General features: G+C 65.6%; 13 protein-coding genes. 11 read left to right on the top strand and 2 right to left on the bottom strand.

Annotation, left to right across the window (positions count from 1 at the left end; translation table 11 throughout):
- Nucleotide 1 precedes the first annotated feature (1 nt).
- The 9 genes from IVB31_RS07395 to IVB31_RS07355 all read left to right on the top strand — a co-directional run bounded on the left by IVB31_RS07395 (nucleotide 2) and on the right by IVB31_RS07355 (nucleotide 9,325).
- Nucleotides 2-1,063, top strand: coding sequence for an ABC transporter ATP-binding protein (locus IVB31_RS07395; protein WP_247320339.1), 1,062 nt, complete (start codon nucleotides 2-4; stop codon nucleotides 1,061-1,063).
- Entirely contained in the window at nucleotides 1,060-1,257 is a 198-nt protein-coding gene (locus tag IVB31_RS07390; protein WP_247320338.1) for a hypothetical protein, read from the top strand. The genes IVB31_RS07395 and IVB31_RS07390 overlap by 4 nt, the downstream gene beginning before the upstream one ends.
- Entirely contained in the window at nucleotides 1,254-2,669 is a 1,416-nt protein-coding gene (locus tag IVB31_RS07385; protein ID WP_247320337.1) for an amidase, read from the top strand. Before IVB31_RS07390 ends, IVB31_RS07385 begins: the two co-directional genes overlap by 4 nt.
- Nucleotides 2,666-3,643, top strand: coding sequence for an ABC transporter ATP-binding protein (locus IVB31_RS07380; RefSeq protein WP_247320336.1), 978 nt, complete (start codon nucleotides 2,666-2,668; stop codon nucleotides 3,641-3,643). The genes IVB31_RS07385 and IVB31_RS07380 overlap by 4 nt, the downstream gene beginning before the upstream one ends.
- Before the next feature lie 91 nt (nucleotides 3,644-3,734).
- Entirely contained in the window at nucleotides 3,735-4,004 is a 270-nt protein-coding gene (locus IVB31_RS07375; RefSeq protein ID WP_007605178.1) for a GlsB/YeaQ/YmgE family stress response membrane protein, read from the top strand.
- A gap of 260 nt (nucleotides 4,005-4,264) precedes the next feature.
- Complete coding sequence (locus tag IVB31_RS07370) at nucleotides 4,265-6,007, top strand: type I secretion system permease/ATPase (protein ID WP_247320335.1); 1,743 nt, start codon at nucleotides 4,265-4,267, stop codon at nucleotides 6,005-6,007.
- Nucleotides 6,004-7,338: an HlyD family type I secretion periplasmic adaptor subunit gene (locus IVB31_RS07365; protein WP_247320333.1), complete on the top strand. Its 1,335-nt coding sequence runs from the start codon at nucleotides 6,004-6,006 to the stop codon at nucleotides 7,336-7,338. The genes IVB31_RS07370 and IVB31_RS07365 overlap by 4 nt, the downstream gene beginning before the upstream one ends.
- Before the next feature lie 164 nt (nucleotides 7,339-7,502).
- Entirely contained in the window at nucleotides 7,503-8,972 is a 1,470-nt protein-coding gene (locus IVB31_RS07360) for an AMP nucleosidase (RefSeq protein WP_247320331.1), read from the top strand.
- 77 nt (nucleotides 8,973-9,049) lie between these two features.
- Nucleotides 9,050-9,325, top strand: a complete 276-nt coding sequence (locus IVB31_RS07355; protein ID WP_247320329.1) for a DUF1488 family protein — start codon at nucleotides 9,050-9,052, stop codon at nucleotides 9,323-9,325.
- A gap of 36 nt (nucleotides 9,326-9,361) precedes the next feature.
- Here IVB31_RS07355 and IVB31_RS07350 read toward each other — a convergent pair whose 3' ends face one another.
- Entirely contained in the window at nucleotides 9,362-10,450 is a 1,089-nt protein-coding gene (locus IVB31_RS07350; RefSeq protein WP_247320327.1) for a Zn-dependent alcohol dehydrogenase, read from the bottom strand.
- Between the two features lie 47 nt (nucleotides 10,451-10,497).
- Complete coding sequence (locus tag IVB31_RS07345; protein ID WP_247320325.1) at nucleotides 10,498-12,282, bottom strand: acyl-CoA dehydrogenase family protein; 1,785 nt, start codon at nucleotides 12,280-12,282, stop codon at nucleotides 10,498-10,500.
- 221 nt (nucleotides 12,283-12,503) lie between these two features.
- On the opposite strand from IVB31_RS07345, the gene IVB31_RS07340 reads away from it, so the two are divergent.
- Both IVB31_RS07340 and IVB31_RS07335 read left to right on the top strand, forming a co-directional pair.
- Nucleotides 12,504-13,205: an SDR family NAD(P)-dependent oxidoreductase gene (locus IVB31_RS07340; RefSeq protein WP_247320316.1), complete on the top strand. Its 702-nt coding sequence runs from the start codon at nucleotides 12,504-12,506 to the stop codon at nucleotides 13,203-13,205.
- A 114-nt stretch (nucleotides 13,206-13,319) separates the two neighbouring features.
- Complete coding sequence (locus tag IVB31_RS07335) at nucleotides 13,320-14,150, top strand: enoyl-CoA hydratase (protein ID WP_247320314.1); 831 nt, start codon at nucleotides 13,320-13,322, stop codon at nucleotides 14,148-14,150.
- Nucleotides 14,151-14,266: the final 116 nt, after the last annotated feature.

The raw sequence follows: 14,266 nt of genomic DNA, 5'->3' as shown, positions 1-14,266 counted from the left end.
CATGAGCGAGACCAACGCCTCCGTCGCCATGCTGGAGCCCGTGGAAGACATCGGCGGCGTCGCGCAGCCGCTGCTTCAGGTCAATGGCCTCACCAAGCACTTCCCCGTGCGCGGTGGACTGTTCGCCGCAAGGCGCACCGTGCGCGCGGTGGACAACGTTTCCTTCTCCGTCGCCAAGGGCGAGACCGTCGGCATCGTCGGCGAATCCGGCTGCGGCAAATCGACCACGGCGCGGCTGCTGATGCACCTGATGCCGCGCGATACCGGCGCCATCATCTACGACGGCATGGCCGTCGGCCAGACGCTGTCCTTGCGCGAGTTGCGCCGCGGCATGCAGATGGTGTTCCAGGATTCCTACGCCTCGCTCAATCCGCGCCTCACCATCGAGGAATCGATTGCCTTCGGTCCGAAGGTGCACGGGATGGCGGACCATGCGGCGCGCGCGCTGGCGCGCGAGCTGCTCGGCAAGGTCGGCTTGGTCCCTGCAAACTTCGCGAACCGCTATCCGCACGAGATCTCCGGCGGCCAGCGCCAGCGCGTCAATATCGCACGTGCGCTGGCACTGTCGCCGCGTCTGGTGATTCTGGACGAAGCGGTCTCCGCGCTCGACAAATCCGTCGAGGCGCAAGTGCTCAATCTTCTGGCTGATCTCAAGCGCGAGTTCGGCCTGACCTATCTCTTCATCAGCCACGACCTCAATGTCGTCCGCTACATCTCGGATCGCGTGCTGGTGATGTATCTCGGCGAGGTCGTCGAGCTCGGTCCGGTCGACCAGGTCTGGGACAGGCCTGCGCATCCCTATACGCGCGCGCTGCTGGCTGCGATGCCGTCCTCCGATCCCGACCGGCGCACCGAGACGCCGCCGATCACGGGCGATCCGCCCAATCCGATCGATCCGCCGCCGGGCTGCCGCTTCCACACCCGTTGCCCGTTTGCGGAGCCGCTCTGCGCAAATGCGACACCAAAGCTCACCGCGCTCGATACAATGGGCCACGAGGCCGCGTGCTACATGGCGATCCCGGGTTCAGGCCATAGCCGCGCGCCGAGAGAGGAAACCGCATGACGAGACCAACGACGAGAGAGATCAAGGCTGTGGCACAAGTCGCCGGCGTTCCCGTCGACGACGAGATCGCGACGCGCATCTCCAATTCCATTGGACCTGCTTTTGACGGCTTTGCGGCCATCGCCGGCACGCTGCCATTCGACCTCGAGCCGGCGCTCTACGTGGTCGCTCAGACCGAGAAGGTCTCGAAATGAGCTCTGAGCCTGCATTGATGACGCTCACCGAGGTCGCGCGTGCGATCGCGATGAAGCAGGTGTCTTCGCATGAGGTGACCCGCGCGCTTTTGCACCGTATCGCGCAGTGGCAGCCGCATCTCAACGCCTTCATGTCGATTGAATCCGAGGCCGCGCTGAAGGCGGCCGATGCCGCAGACGCGGAGATGGCCAAGGGCGAAGTCCGCGGCCCGCTGCATGGCGTGCCGCTCGCGCACAAGGACATGTATTACGACGCCGGCCATGTCGCGACCTGCGGCTCGCTGATCCGCCGCGATTTCGTCGCGACCACGACCTCAACCGCCTTGCAACGGCTGAAGGACGCCGGCCAGGTCCGTCTCGGCACGTTGCATCTCGCCGAATTCGCCTATGGCCCGACCGGGCACAACGCCCACTACGGTCCGGTGCGCAATCCCTGGAACGTCGCGCATATCACCGGCGGCTCGTCGTCGGGCTCGGGCTCGGCGGTCGCGGCGTGCTTGACCTATGCGGCGCTCGGCTCCGACACCGGCGGCTCGATCCGCATGCCCGCGCATTTCTGCGGCGTCACCGGATTGAAGACCACGGTCGGCCGCGTCAGCCGGGCCGGCGCGATGCCGCTGTCGCAATCGCTCGACACGGTCGGGCCGCTCGCGCGCACCGCAGAGGACTGCGCCCTGCTGCTGGCGCTGATGGCCGGCCCTGACCCCATGGATTCGACCGCCAGCCACGAGCCGCTGTCCGACTATGTCGGTGCGACCAAGGGCTCGCTGAAGGGTCTGAAGATCGGGGTGCCCGCCTCCTTCTATGTCGATGATCTCGACAGCGAAGTCGCGGGCGTGCTCGACGAGACCATCGCGGTGCTGAAGCGCGAAGGCGCCGACGTCGTCACGGTCGAGCTGCCGGATCAGCGGCAATTGTCCGCGGCGAGCCAACTCGTGCTCGCGGCCGAAGCGGCCGCCTTCCACAAGCGCTGGATGATCGAGCGTCCGCAGGATTATGGCCCACAGGTGTTGATGCGGCTTCAAAATGGCCTCGCCGTTCCCGCCATCACCTATCTCGAGGCGATGCGCTGGCGCGGCCCTGCGCTCGCCGCGCACAATGCGGCGACCGCTGGCGTTGACGCGATTATCGCTCCGGCGTCGCCCGTGCCGGCGCCGACGATCGCGGAGAGCGACGTCGGCGGCGGGCCGAACGCGCCGGCGCTGTTGCAGCGGCTGACGCTGTTCACCCGTCCAGTGAATTTCCTCGGCCTGCCGTCGCTCACGGTGCCATCGGGCTTCACCGCGAGTGGCCTGCCGATCGGCATGCAGCTGATCGGTCGCTCCTTCGACGAAGCGACCCTGCTCACCATCGGCGCCGCGTTCCAGCGCGCCACCGACTATCACGATCGATTGCCGAAACTGCCGTCATGACAAAACTCGTCGATATTTCAGGCCTCAACATCCGCTTCACCGGCGAGCGCACGGTCTATGCCGTGAACGATCTCAGCCTTTCGCTTGGTGACGGCGAGGTGCTGGGCCTGCTCGGCGAGTCCGGTTCAGGCAAGAGCGTGACCTTGCGCGCGCTGATGCGGCTGTTGCCGAAGAAGCGCACGCAGATCGCGGGCAAGGTCAATGTCATGGGCCGCGACGTGCTCGCCATGAACGACGAGCAGCTCTCGTCGTTCCGCGGCCAGACCGTGTCGATGATTTTTCAGGAGCCTGCGCTCGCGCTCGACCCGGTCTACACGATCGGCGCGCAGATCGCCGAAAGCGTGGTGCGTCACGAAGGCAAGTCTGATGCGGAGGGCCGCGCGAGGGCGCTCGAAATGCTCGAGGTCGTGCGCATTCCCTCGGCCAAGCGCCGGCTTGACGCCTATCCGCACGAAATGTCCGGCGGCATGCGTCAGCGCGCGATGATCGCGCTGGCGCTCGCCTGCCGGCCCAAGATCTTGCTGGCGGACGAGCCGACCACCGCGCTCGATGCCACCGTGCAGATCCAGATCCTGCTGCTGCTGCGCGAGCTGCAGCGCGAATTCGGCATGTCCGTCATCTTCGTCACCCACGACATCGGCGTCGCCATCGAGATCTGCGACCGCGTCGCGGTGATGTATGCCGGCCAGATCGTGGAGCAGGGCACGCTTCGCGACATCGTCCGCACACCGGTGCACCCCTACGCCAAGGGCCTGCTCGCCTCCACCATCCACGGTGCCAAGCGGGGGCAGCGGCTGGAAACCATCCCCGGCACCCCGCCGTCGCTTGGCCAGAAGCCGCACAACTGCTCCTTCGCCCCTCGTTGCGCCGTGGCCCAGCCGCGCTGCCTGGAGCAACTGCCGGCGAATATAGAGGTCGGACCGGGCCGGGCGGCACGGTGCGTGCTGGCGGAGCCGGTCACCGCGCTGTCATAATACTCGGACGGCCGGGAGCGGGAACCGCATTCACACCTCATTCATCCCGATTCCGGTTCCATGGCGCCGTTCACGGAGAGGGACCTCACTTATGTACATTTCCAACGAAGGCCTGCTTGTCATCCTGTTCGTCGGCCTGGTTGCCGGCTGGCTGGCCGGCAAGGTGGTGCGCGGAACCGGATTCGGCATCATCGGCGACATCGTGGTCGGCATCGCCGGTGCGCTGGTTGCAAGCTTCCTGTTTCCAAAGCTCGGCATCCACATCGGCACCGGGCTGATATCGGAGATCATCTATTCCGCGATCGGCGCGGTCATCCTGCTGCTGGTGGTGCGGCTGGTGCGCGGCGGCGGCCGGTTCTAGCGGCGCCTGAGTTCAATTGATGAACTTTTGACCTCTCCCCACCCGGGGAGAGGTGACATGTCGGCAAGAAAAAGCCGCAAGACTGTGTGATTCCGGACTTGCGTGCGAGGCTGGTCGGGGGTGATGTGGCCCATAGGGGTCCCGGATTATTCGGCTGCGTTGGGCGAGGAGCGCAAACGCGATATTAATCCGGGTCGATTACTCCTGAATTCGCCTTTGAAATCAGGGGCTTTGGCCCCCACCCGAAAGAGATCAGACTGATGGCAGCCGTATCCGGCGTCCGCCGTTCAGAGCTCGGTGACGCGCTGCGCGCTTGTCGCACGGCGTTTGTCGGCGTCGGCTTGATGAGCTGCATGATCAACCTGCTCTATCTGACCGGGTCGATCTTCATGCTGGAGGTCTACGACCGGGTGCTGCCGAGCCGCAGCATTCCGACCCTGGTCGGCCTGATCATCCTCGCCAGCTTCCTCTACATGGCGCAGGGCGTGCTCGACATGATCCGCAATCGGATCCTGGGGCGGGTCGGCACCGCGCTGGACGAAGCCCTGAACAAGCGCGTGTTCGACACCATCGTGCGCCTGCCGCTGCTGGTTGGCAGCCGCAACGAGGGGCTTCAGCCGCTGCGCGATCTCGACAATGTCCGCTCCTTCCTCGGCGGCATGGGGCCGAGTGCGTTCTTCGACCTGCCCTGGCTGCCGCTTTATCTCGCCATCTGCTTCGCCTTCCACGTCATGATCGGCGTCACCGCGCTGATCGGCGCCGTCATCCTGGTCGGGCTGACGATCGTCACCGAATTCATGTCCCGCCAGCCGGCGCGCGAGGCGATGGGCCTTGCCGCGCAGCGCAACGATATCGCCGCCTCCAGCCGTCGCAATGCCGAAGTCATGGTGTCGATGGGCATGGCCGGTCGGATGAACGCGCGCTGGAGCGAGGCCAATGAAAAATATCTCGGCGGCAACCAGCGTGCGAGCGACGTCGCCGGCGGTCTCGGTGCGGTTGCAAAAGTGCTGCGCATGATGCTGCAATCGGCCGTGCTTGCGGTCGGCGCCTATCTCGTCATCCACCAGGAGGCGACCGCGGGTATCATCATCGCCGGCTCGATCCTCTCCGCCCGCGCGCTGGCGCCGGTCGATCTTGCGATCGCGCACTGGAAATCGTTTGTCGCGGCCCGTCAGAGCTGGCACCGCCTCACCCGTCTCCTGGAGCAGATGCCGGCGCAGACGATGCCGACCCAGTTGCAGGCACCCACCAGCCGCCTGTCGGTCGAAGGCATCGCCATGGTGCCGCCGGGCGACCAGCGCCTCATCGTGCAGGACATCACCTTTGCGCTCGAAGCCGGCAATGGCCTAGGCGTGATCGGGCCGAGCGGCTCCGGCAAGTCGTCGCTGATCCGCGCGCTGGTCGGCGTCTGGCAACCGGTCCGCGGCAAGGTGCGGCTCGACGGCGCGGCGCTCGACCAATGGGCCTCCGACATGCTCGGTCGCCATATCGGCTATCTGCCGCAGGACGTCGAATTGTTCGGCGGCACCATCGCGCAGAACATCAGCCGGTTCGATCCCGACGCCGTCTCCGACGCCATCATCGCCGCGGCGAAAGAGGCCGGCGTGCACGAGATGATCATCAAGATGCGCGAGGGCTACAACACCCAGGTCGGCGAGCAGGGCACCGCGCTCTCCGCAGGCCAGGCGCAGCGCGTGGCGCTGGCGCGCGCCCTCTACGGCAATCCGTTCCTGATCGTGCTCGACGAGCCCAATTCCAATCTCGACACCGAAGGCGACGAGGCGCTGACCCGCGCCATCCGTTCCGCGCGCGAGCGCGGCGCCATCGTCATCGTGGTGGCGCACCGTCCGATCGGCGTCGAGGCGGTCGACCAAGTCCTGGTTCTGCGTGACGGCCGCATGCAGGCCTTCGGGCCGAAGGAACAGGTCCTCGCCCAGGTGCTCCAGCCGCGCGTGACGCCGCCGGCACCGATCAAGATCGTCAGCGAAGGCGGAAAGTCATGAGCACGATGGCGATCGGCGGCGGGAAGCCCGCCGCCAAGAGGACCGTGCGGCAGTCGATCCGGTTTCACCTGATGCTTGGGCTTGGGATCGTGCTTGTCCTTGTCGTCGGTCTCGGCGGCTGGTCGTCGACTGTGCTGATCTCGGGCGCGCTGATCGCGCCGGGCCAGATCGTGGTCGAGTCCAACGTCAAGAAGGTGCAGCACCCGACCGGCGGCGTGGTCGGCGAGCTGCGCGCCCACGACGGCGACGTGGTCAAGGCCGGCGACATCGTGGTGCGGCTCGACGACACCGTCACCAAGGCCAACCTCGCCATCGTCACCAAGAATCTCGATGCGGCCCAGGCGCGCACGGCGCGGTTGCAGGCCGAGCAGCGCGGTCTCGACAAGGTCGAATTCCCGCGATCGCTGCTGGATCGCGGCAACGATTCCGACGTGAAGACGCTGCTCGACGCCGAAACCAAGCTGTTCGACGTCCGCGTCAACGGCCGCGCCGGCCAGAAGGCGCAGCTTCGCGAGCGCGTCCAGCAGCTCAATGAGGAGATCGAGGGTCTCTCCGCGCAGGAGCGAGCCAAGGACAAGGAAATCTCGCTGGTGCAGCAGGAGCTCATCGGTGTCCGCGATCTCTACGAGAAGCACCTGGTGCAGATCTCCCGCCTGACCACGCTCGAGCGCGACAGTGCCCGCCTCAACGGCGAGCGCGCGCAATACATCGCCTCGCGCGCGCAAGCCAAGGGCAAGATCACCGAGACCGAGCTCCAGATCATCCAGGTCGACAAGGACATGGTCAGTGAGGTCTCCAAGGATCTGCGCGAGACCAACGACAAGATCGGCGAGATGATCGAGCGCAAGGTCGCTGCCGAAGACCAGCTCCGCCGCGTCGACATCCGCGCGCCGCAGGACGGCATGGTGCTGCAATCGACGGTGCACACCGTCGGCGGCGTCGTCACCGCCGGCGACGCCCTGATGCTGATCGTGCCGCAGGCCGACGATCTCCAGGTCGAGGCCAAGGTCAATCCGGTCGACATCGACAAGCTCCAGATCGGCCAGAAGACGCTGCTGCGCCTCTCCGCCTTCAACCAGCGCACCACGCCCGAGCTCAACGGTCTCGTCACCCGCGTTTCGCCCGACGTCACCACCGACCAGCGCACCGGCCAGAGCTATTACACCATCCGCGTCTCGATGCCGGCCGAAGAGGTCGCCAAGCTGGGCGACTCCAAACTGATCCCCGGCATGCCGGCGGAGGCCTTCGTCCAGACCGGCGACCGCACCATGCTGTCCTATCTGATGAAGCCGTTGCACGACCAGCTGATGCGCGCCTTCCGGGAGAAGTGACGCGCGGCAAACTCGATCTCGTAGGGTGGGTTAGGCGAAGCCGTAACCCACCACTTCTCGATCCGCAGAAGCAGAAGTGGTGGGTTACGCTGCGCTAACCCACCCTACGGCTCCTCCTTTTTGCTATAGTTCGACTCAAGCCCCAGCAACCCGGCGGTCGAACAATGCAGTCCCCACCCTCCATCGCCACCGAATCCTTCTCCGACGCGTCCCTCGCCGTCGCCCGCCTCGAGGAGATCTACGAGCGCAATACGAAATTCCTGCGCGACCGGTTCGAGGCTTACGTCAACGGCGAGGCGATCACGACGCGGGTGCGGGCCTTCTATCCCTTCGTCCGCATCACGACTGCGACGCATGCGCGGCTGGATTCGCGTCTCGCCTACGGCTTCGTCGCCCGGCCCGGTGTGCACGAGACCAGCGTCACGCGTCCGGATCTGTTCCGGACCTATCTCACCGAGCAGATCGGATTGTTGATCCAGAACCACGGCGTCTCGGTCGAAATCGGCGAGTCCGGCGAATCGATCCCGGTTCACTTCGCCTATCGCCGCGACATCAACATCGAAGCCGCCATCACCACCAGCGAGAATTCCGCCGTCACGCGATCGCTGCGCGACGCGTTCGACGTGCCTGATCTGGCCACCATGGACGACGCCATCGCCGACGGCACTTTCGAGCTCCAGCCCGGTGCGCCCGAGCCGTTGTCCTTGTTCCGGGCTGCCCGCGTCGATTACTCGCTGCGCCGGCTCTATCACTACACCGGCACCGACCCCGAGCATTTCCAGAATTTTGTCATCTTCACCAACTACCAGTTCTATGTCGACGCCTTCGCGCAGCTCTGCCAGCAGCGGCTTCAGGCCGGCGAGGCGGGGCTCGAAGCTTTCGTCGCTCCCGGAAATCTGATCACGCGCAGCGGCGGCGCGACGACGGGTGTCGCGCCCGCGCGCGCGCCGCAGATGCCGGCCTTTCACCTGGTCGCATCCGGCTATCGCGGCATCAGTCTGATCAACATCGGCACCGGCCCGTCCAACGCGCGCAACGTCACCGACCACGTTGCCGTGTTGCGTCCGCATGCCTGGCTGATGCTCGGCCATTGCGCGGGCCTGCGCAACACGCAGCGGCTCGGCGATTACGTGCTCGCGCACGGCTATGTGCGCGAGGACCACGTGCTCGACCGCGAGTTGCCGCTCTGGGTGCCGATCCCGGCGCTGGCGGAGATGCAGGTCGCGCTGGAAGAGGCGGTCGAGGACGTCACCGGGCTCGAAGGTTTCGAGCTCAAGCGCCTGATGCGCACGGGGACGGTCGCAAGCGTCGACAACCGCAATTGGGAGATCTCCGGCCCGGCGGTGATCCGGCGTCTGTCGCAATCCCGCGCGGTCGCGCTCGACATGGAATCGGCCGCGATCGCCGCCAACGGCTACCGCTTCCGCGTCCCCTACGGCACGCTGCTGTGCGTCTCCGACAAGCCGCTGCATGGCGAGATCAAGCTCGCGGGCATGGCCAGCGAATTCTACCGCCGCCGCGTCGGCCAGCATCTCGAGATCGGCCTGAAGGCGCTGGAACGGCTCAAGCAGCAGGAATCCGAGCGGCTGCATTCGCGGAAGCTCCGCAGTTTCGCCGAGGTCGCGTTCCAGTAGGACGAAGGTCTCTTTGCTGCTGACAAGAAGCGGGATTTTCAGCATTGTCCGGCGCGGGGCTCGACCGGGACGACTTGATGCCACTCATGCGCGACAGGATCATCGGACATGATCGCGAACGGCTGGCCTTTCGCTTCACCATGCTGAACGACGGCGAAATCGTGCAGTGCCAGATCAGCGACGCTGCGATGGACGAGCTCGCGGGCATGCAGGGCACCGAAAGCAGCGCGCGGCAGGCGCAGTTCATGTCGCTGCGCGAGACCATCGAGCGGCTTGCGTCAGACCTCTACGACGAGGCGCCGCGGGTCAGGGGCCATGTGGTGCGGATCTTTACGCGACATTTGGGCAAATAGTGCCGCTCCCTCCGTCATGCCCAATCCCATCGCACTTCAGCTGTCAAACATGATCACGCTGCGCAGCGTCTTGCCGGCTTTCATGCTGGCAAAACCTTCGTTGATCTCGGAGAGCTTCAGCTTGGCCGAAATCCAGTCCTCAAGATGCAAACGGCCGCGCAGATAGAAATCCACCAGCCGCGGCATGTCGACGCGAAAATGGTTGGACCCCATCGAGGAGCCCTGGATCCTGCGCTCGCGCAGAAAATCAAAGCCGTGCAGCTCGATCTTCTGGCCGAACGGAATCATGCCGACGATGGTGGCCGTGCCGCCCGAGGCGAGCATGCCGAACGCCTGCTCCGCGGTCTCCTTGCGGCCGAGCACCTCGAAGGAATGATGCACGCCGCCATTGGTGAGATCGCGCACCTGCTTCACGACGTCGCCGTCGGCGGGGTTGATGATGTCGGTCGCGCCGAGCTTGGTCGCGAGCTGGAGCTTTGCCGGATTGGTGTCTATGGCGATGATGCGGCCAGCGCCCGCGATCTGCGCGCCGTTGATCGCCGCCATGCCGACACCGCCGCAGCCGATTACGGCCACGGTCTCGCCCGCCGTCACCTTCGCCGTGTTCACCACTGCGCCGTAGCCGGTGATGACACCGCAGCCGATCAGCGCGGCGAGATCGAGCGGCATCTCTTTGCGGATCTTCACGATGGCGTTCTCGTGCACCAGCATCTGCTCGGCGAAGGACGAGAGGTTGAGGAATTGATGCAGCTTCTCAGGTCGCGCCCACTGCATCCTGTTGGAGGCACCCGGCAGCAATTTCACCGTGGTGTCGGTGCAGAGCACCGTGCGGCCCGTGGTGCAATTGTCGCAGGTGCCGCAGAACACCGAAAGGCAGGTGACGACGTGATCGCCGGGCTTCACATAAGTCACGTCGGAGCCGACCTGCTCGACGACACCGGCGGATTCGTGCCCGAGAACCGCGGGCAGCGGGTGCGGATAGAGCCCTTCCATGAAGTGCAGGTCGGAGTGGCAGAGGCCCGCCACCGACGTGCGGATCAGCACCTCGCGCGGGCCGGGCTTCGGCAGGCTGACATCCTCGATGACCAGCGGCTGGTTGACTTCATGGAGGACGGCGGCCTTCATCGAGCACTCCCTATCGCTTTTTTTTTGGTTTGAGCGTGGAGCGCAGCCTACGCTGCCAGAACCAGTTCGCCAACCTCGCTCATGGAGGCCACGCGCTCGCCGAGCAGTAGCGCTGCGATCCTCTGCTGCGCCGCATTTTCCGTCAGCCGGAACGGATCGCTTGGCGACACCCGATGATCGATCACCAGCCGCGACAGCAGCAGCCGGCGCGCATCGCCGCGCATGGCGTGGATGCGGTGCGCTTCCCAGGCCAGCGCAACGGCGCTTGCGACGTGATAGAGCAGGCTCGTCGCGCGCCGCGCATCGGCCTCGTTGTCGGCCTTGCTCGCGACCTCGCGCGCAAAGCCCACCGCGCGATCCACCAGGTCGCGTAGCCGGTCCCGCCAGGCCTGCGGCACCGAGGGGCTGTCATCGAGCCGCGCGTGCAGGTCGGCGGCAAGCGCGGATTCCGCGCCGTGGCGGCCGACCGCGCGCCGGAGCGCATCGATCGCGACGATGTTGCCGGTGCCTTCCCAGACCGAGCCAAGATGGGCATCGCGCAGCAGCCGCGCGGTGGCGAATTCCTCGATATAGCCAATGCCGCCGCGCATCTCGAGCGCATCCCCGCAGACTTTTCGCGCATCACGCGTGGCACGGAATTTCAGCGTCGGCGTCAGGATACGCAGCAGCGCAGCCGCATCCTGGCTGCCGGCCTCGGCGCGGTCGAGCGCGTCGGCGGTGAGGAAGCTCATCGACAGCGCCTGCTCGACCGGCAGCATGATCTTCAGCATCTGCCTTCGACCAAGCGGCAGGTCGATGATGCGGCTGCCGAACACGACGCGGTTCTTTGCCACCGTCATTGCATCATGGTAGGCGCGGCGCATCAGCGCAGTCGATTTGACGCCGTTGGAGAGCCGCGAGGAATTCACCATCTCGGCCATCTGCACAAAGCCGCGGTCGAGCTTGCCGACCGCATAGGCGATCGCGCCTTCGAGCTTGATCTCGCCTGAGGCCATCGAGCGCGTGCCGAGCTTGTCCTTGAGACGCACGATCCGGTAGTGGTTCTGAGAGCCGTCGTCGAGGAAGCGCGGCATCAGGAACAGGCCGACGCCACGCGTGCCCGGGCCGGCGCCTTCGGGGCGCGCCAGCAGCATCACGACTTTGGCGTCGGCGTTCGAGCAGAACCATTTTTCGCCGGTGAGGCGCCAATGATCGCCCTCCTGCACCGCGCGCGTGGTCAGCGTGCCGACGTCGGAGCCGCCTTCCTTTTCGGTCATGAACTGGCCCCCTTGCGTCAGCTTGCTCATGTCGGTCTGGGTCAGGCCATCGAGATATTTTGCCTTCAGCGCCTCGCTGCCGAAATTCGCCAGCAATTTTGCGCAGCCGTCGGTGACGTTGATCGGGCAACCCATGCCGAATTCGGTCTGGTTGAACAGGAAGGTGAAGGCGTGTTTCGCCACGACAGGATATTTGTCCGGCCAGCCCATGATGCCCTTGCGGATCGAGAGCGCATGGATGCCGAATTCGCCGAAGGCCGCGTTCTCCAACTCGCGATAGGCCGGGTGGTATTCGATCCACTGCACGTCGCGGCCGAATCTGTCGCGCTGGTGCAGCACCGGCGTGTGCCGATCGGCGAGCCGCGCGCAGTCGTCGAGCGGGCCGCCGGCGAGTTCACCGAGGCGATCGAGATGCGGCTCGATGTGGCGAAACAACGTCTCCGGCAGATGGATGCGCAAGAGGTCGGTCAGCGACTGGTCGGCGCGATAGAAATTCATGCCAGTTGTATCTGGCGCCAGCAGGCCGGACTGCCCGGCCGCGATATGTTTTGGCTGCGCTGGGGCCGGCTGTCGCATGATCGTCCTCTTCGTTCCCGCCCGACGGCAATTCTTAGCGCTTGCCGCTTGGGATGATGTCGATCATGCTCCAGCCGCGGATGCGGATAAAGCCGCAAATCGTCAGGGAGGCATGATCGCCGTGAAGGAGCAATTCGCTCTGCGGAATTGTGATCGCCCCCGTTGGTCGTTCGCGCGGCCATGCCTAGATCAGCAGCTTCCCGTCTCCGAGAGATCACGCCATGGAACACCCGAAATACAAGATCGCCCTCATCGTCGGCGCCGGCGAAGGCCTGAGCGCCTCGCTGGCGCGGCTATTGTCCGCCCAGGGCATTCGTGTCGCGCTGGCCGCGCGAAAGATCGAGAAGTTAGGCGCGCTCTGCAGCGAGACCGGCGCCAAGGCCTATGCCTGCAACGCCATCGAGCCTGAGGAGGTCGAGCGCCTGTTCGGCCTGGTCGAGCGCGAGATCGGGGCGCCAGACCTCGTCGTCTACAACGCCAGCGGCCGTGCGCGCGGGCCGTTCGTCGATCTCGTTCCAGCTGAGGTCGCCAATGCGATCGCGGTCAGCGCCTATGGCGGCTTCCTGGTGGCGCAGCAGGCGGCCAGGCGCATGCTGCCGAACAAGCACGGCGCGATCCTGTTCACCGGCGCTTCGGCCAGCGTCAAGGGCTATGCGCAGTCGGCCCCGTTCGCGATGGGCAAGTTCGCGCTGCGCGGGCTCGCGCAGAGCATGGCGCGCGAATTGTCGCCGCAAGGCATCCATGTCGCGCATTTCGTGATCGACGGCGGCATCCGCAGCGCGGCGCGCATCGAGCCCGAAGACAAGCCGGATTCGATGCTCGATCCCGATGCGATCGCGGAGAGCTATTGGAACGTGCTGCAGCAGCCGCGCAGCGCCTGGAGCTGGGAGCTGGAGCTGCGGCCCTGGGTGGAGAAGTTTTGAATTGATCTGCCGCGGGGTGGGCAAAGCCGCATAGCGCCGTGCCCACCATCGTGACGCGCAAATGAATGGTGGGCACGCTTCGCTTTACCCACCCTACGAGAGCAGGGAGCAACGATGACCACGGAAACCACCATCGACACCGGCACCAATGAACTCCTTTGCGTCATCCGCGACCGCGTCGCATTGATCACGCTGAACCGGCCGGAGGCGCGCAACTCGCTGTCGGACACGCTGACGCCGGCGTTGCGTACGATGATCCGCACCTGCGGCGAGAATCCCGATGTGGGCGCGCTGCTGATCACCGGGGCGGGCAAAGCCTTCTGCGCCGGAGGCAACGTCAAGGGCATGGGCGCGCATCGCGACAAGGCCAAGCTCGATATGTCCTTTGATGACAAGGTCGCCGATCTCCAGGAGCGGCAGCGGCTGCTCACCGGCGCGCTGGTGTCGGTCCGCAAGCCGACGATCGCGGCCCTGCCTGGGCCGGCGGCCGGCGCGGGACTTGCCATCGCCATGGCCTGCGACATCCGCATTGCCGCGCAATCGGCCTTCGTCGCCACCGGCTATGGCCGCATCGCGCTCAGCGGCGACTATGGCATCGCGTGGCTGTTGACGCGCCTCGTCGGTACCGCACGGGCGCGCGAGTTGCTGTTCACCGGCGATCGCGTGGACGCAGCGCGTTGCGAAGCCATCGGCCTCGTCAATCGCGTCGTGCCCGACGACCAATTGCAGGCCGAGGCTTTCGCACTGGCAAAATCCCTCGCCGAAGGCCCGCGCCTGGCGCTGCGCTACATGAAGGACAATCTCGACGAGGCCCTGCTGTTCGATTTCGAAACCGCGCGCGATCACGAAGCCGAGCGGCTGATCCGCCTGACCACCACCGCCGATCACAAGGAGGCGGTGCAGGCCTTCATCGAGAAGCGCAAGGCAGTGTTCACGGGGAAATGAAGACCGTAGGACGCGCCGCGCGTCCGAATGGCGCACCGTCATCCCGAGGCGCCGGAGCGAAGCCGAGGCCTCGAAGGATGACGGACCTTACACTGGCAAAAAAAACCCGGCTCCGT

This window comes from Bradyrhizobium sp. 21 (assembly GCF_023073335.1).
Classification (GTDB): domain Bacteria; phylum Pseudomonadota; class Alphaproteobacteria; order Rhizobiales; family Xanthobacteraceae; genus Bradyrhizobium.
This window is presented reverse-complemented; position numbering and strand designations above follow the sequence as displayed.

Bases quoted from the DNA above. Each gene is read 5' to 3' on its own strand.
- IVB31_RS07355 (WP_247320329.1), top strand. From the start codon at position 9,050: ATGCCACTCATGCGCGACAGGATCATCGGACATGATCGCGAACGGCTG.
- IVB31_RS07350 (WP_247320327.1), bottom strand. From the start codon at position 10,450: ATGAAGGCCGCCGTCCTCCATGAAGTCAACCAGCCGCTGGTCATCGAG.
- IVB31_RS07365 (WP_247320333.1), top strand. From the start codon at position 6,004: ATGAGCACGATGGCGATCGGCGGCGGGAAGCCCGCCGCCAAGAGGACC.
- IVB31_RS07370 (WP_247320335.1), top strand. From the start codon at position 4,265: ATGGCAGCCGTATCCGGCGTCCGCCGTTCAGAGCTCGGTGACGCGCTG.
- IVB31_RS07335 (WP_247320314.1), top strand. From the start codon at position 13,320: ATGACCACGGAAACCACCATCGACACCGGCACCAATGAACTCCTTTGC.
- IVB31_RS07385 (WP_247320337.1), top strand. From the start codon at position 1,254: ATGAGCTCTGAGCCTGCATTGATGACGCTCACCGAGGTCGCGCGTGCG.
- IVB31_RS07380 (WP_247320336.1), top strand. From the start codon at position 2,666: ATGACAAAACTCGTCGATATTTCAGGCCTCAACATCCGCTTCACCGGC.
- IVB31_RS07360 (WP_247320331.1), top strand. From the start codon at position 7,503: ATGCAGTCCCCACCCTCCATCGCCACCGAATCCTTCTCCGACGCGTCC.
- IVB31_RS07340 (WP_247320316.1), top strand. From the start codon at position 12,504: ATGGAACACCCGAAATACAAGATCGCCCTCATCGTCGGCGCCGGCGAA.
- IVB31_RS07395 (WP_247320339.1), top strand. From the start codon at position 2: ATGAGCGAGACCAACGCCTCCGTCGCCATGCTGGAGCCCGTGGAAGAC.
- IVB31_RS07390 (WP_247320338.1), top strand. From the start codon at position 1,060: ATGACGAGACCAACGACGAGAGAGATCAAGGCTGTGGCACAAGTCGCC.
- IVB31_RS07345 (WP_247320325.1), bottom strand. From the start codon at position 12,282: ATGCGACAGCCGGCCCCAGCGCAGCCAAAACATATCGCGGCCGGGCAG.
- IVB31_RS07375 (WP_007605178.1), top strand. From the start codon at position 3,735: ATGTACATTTCCAACGAAGGCCTGCTTGTCATCCTGTTCGTCGGCCTG.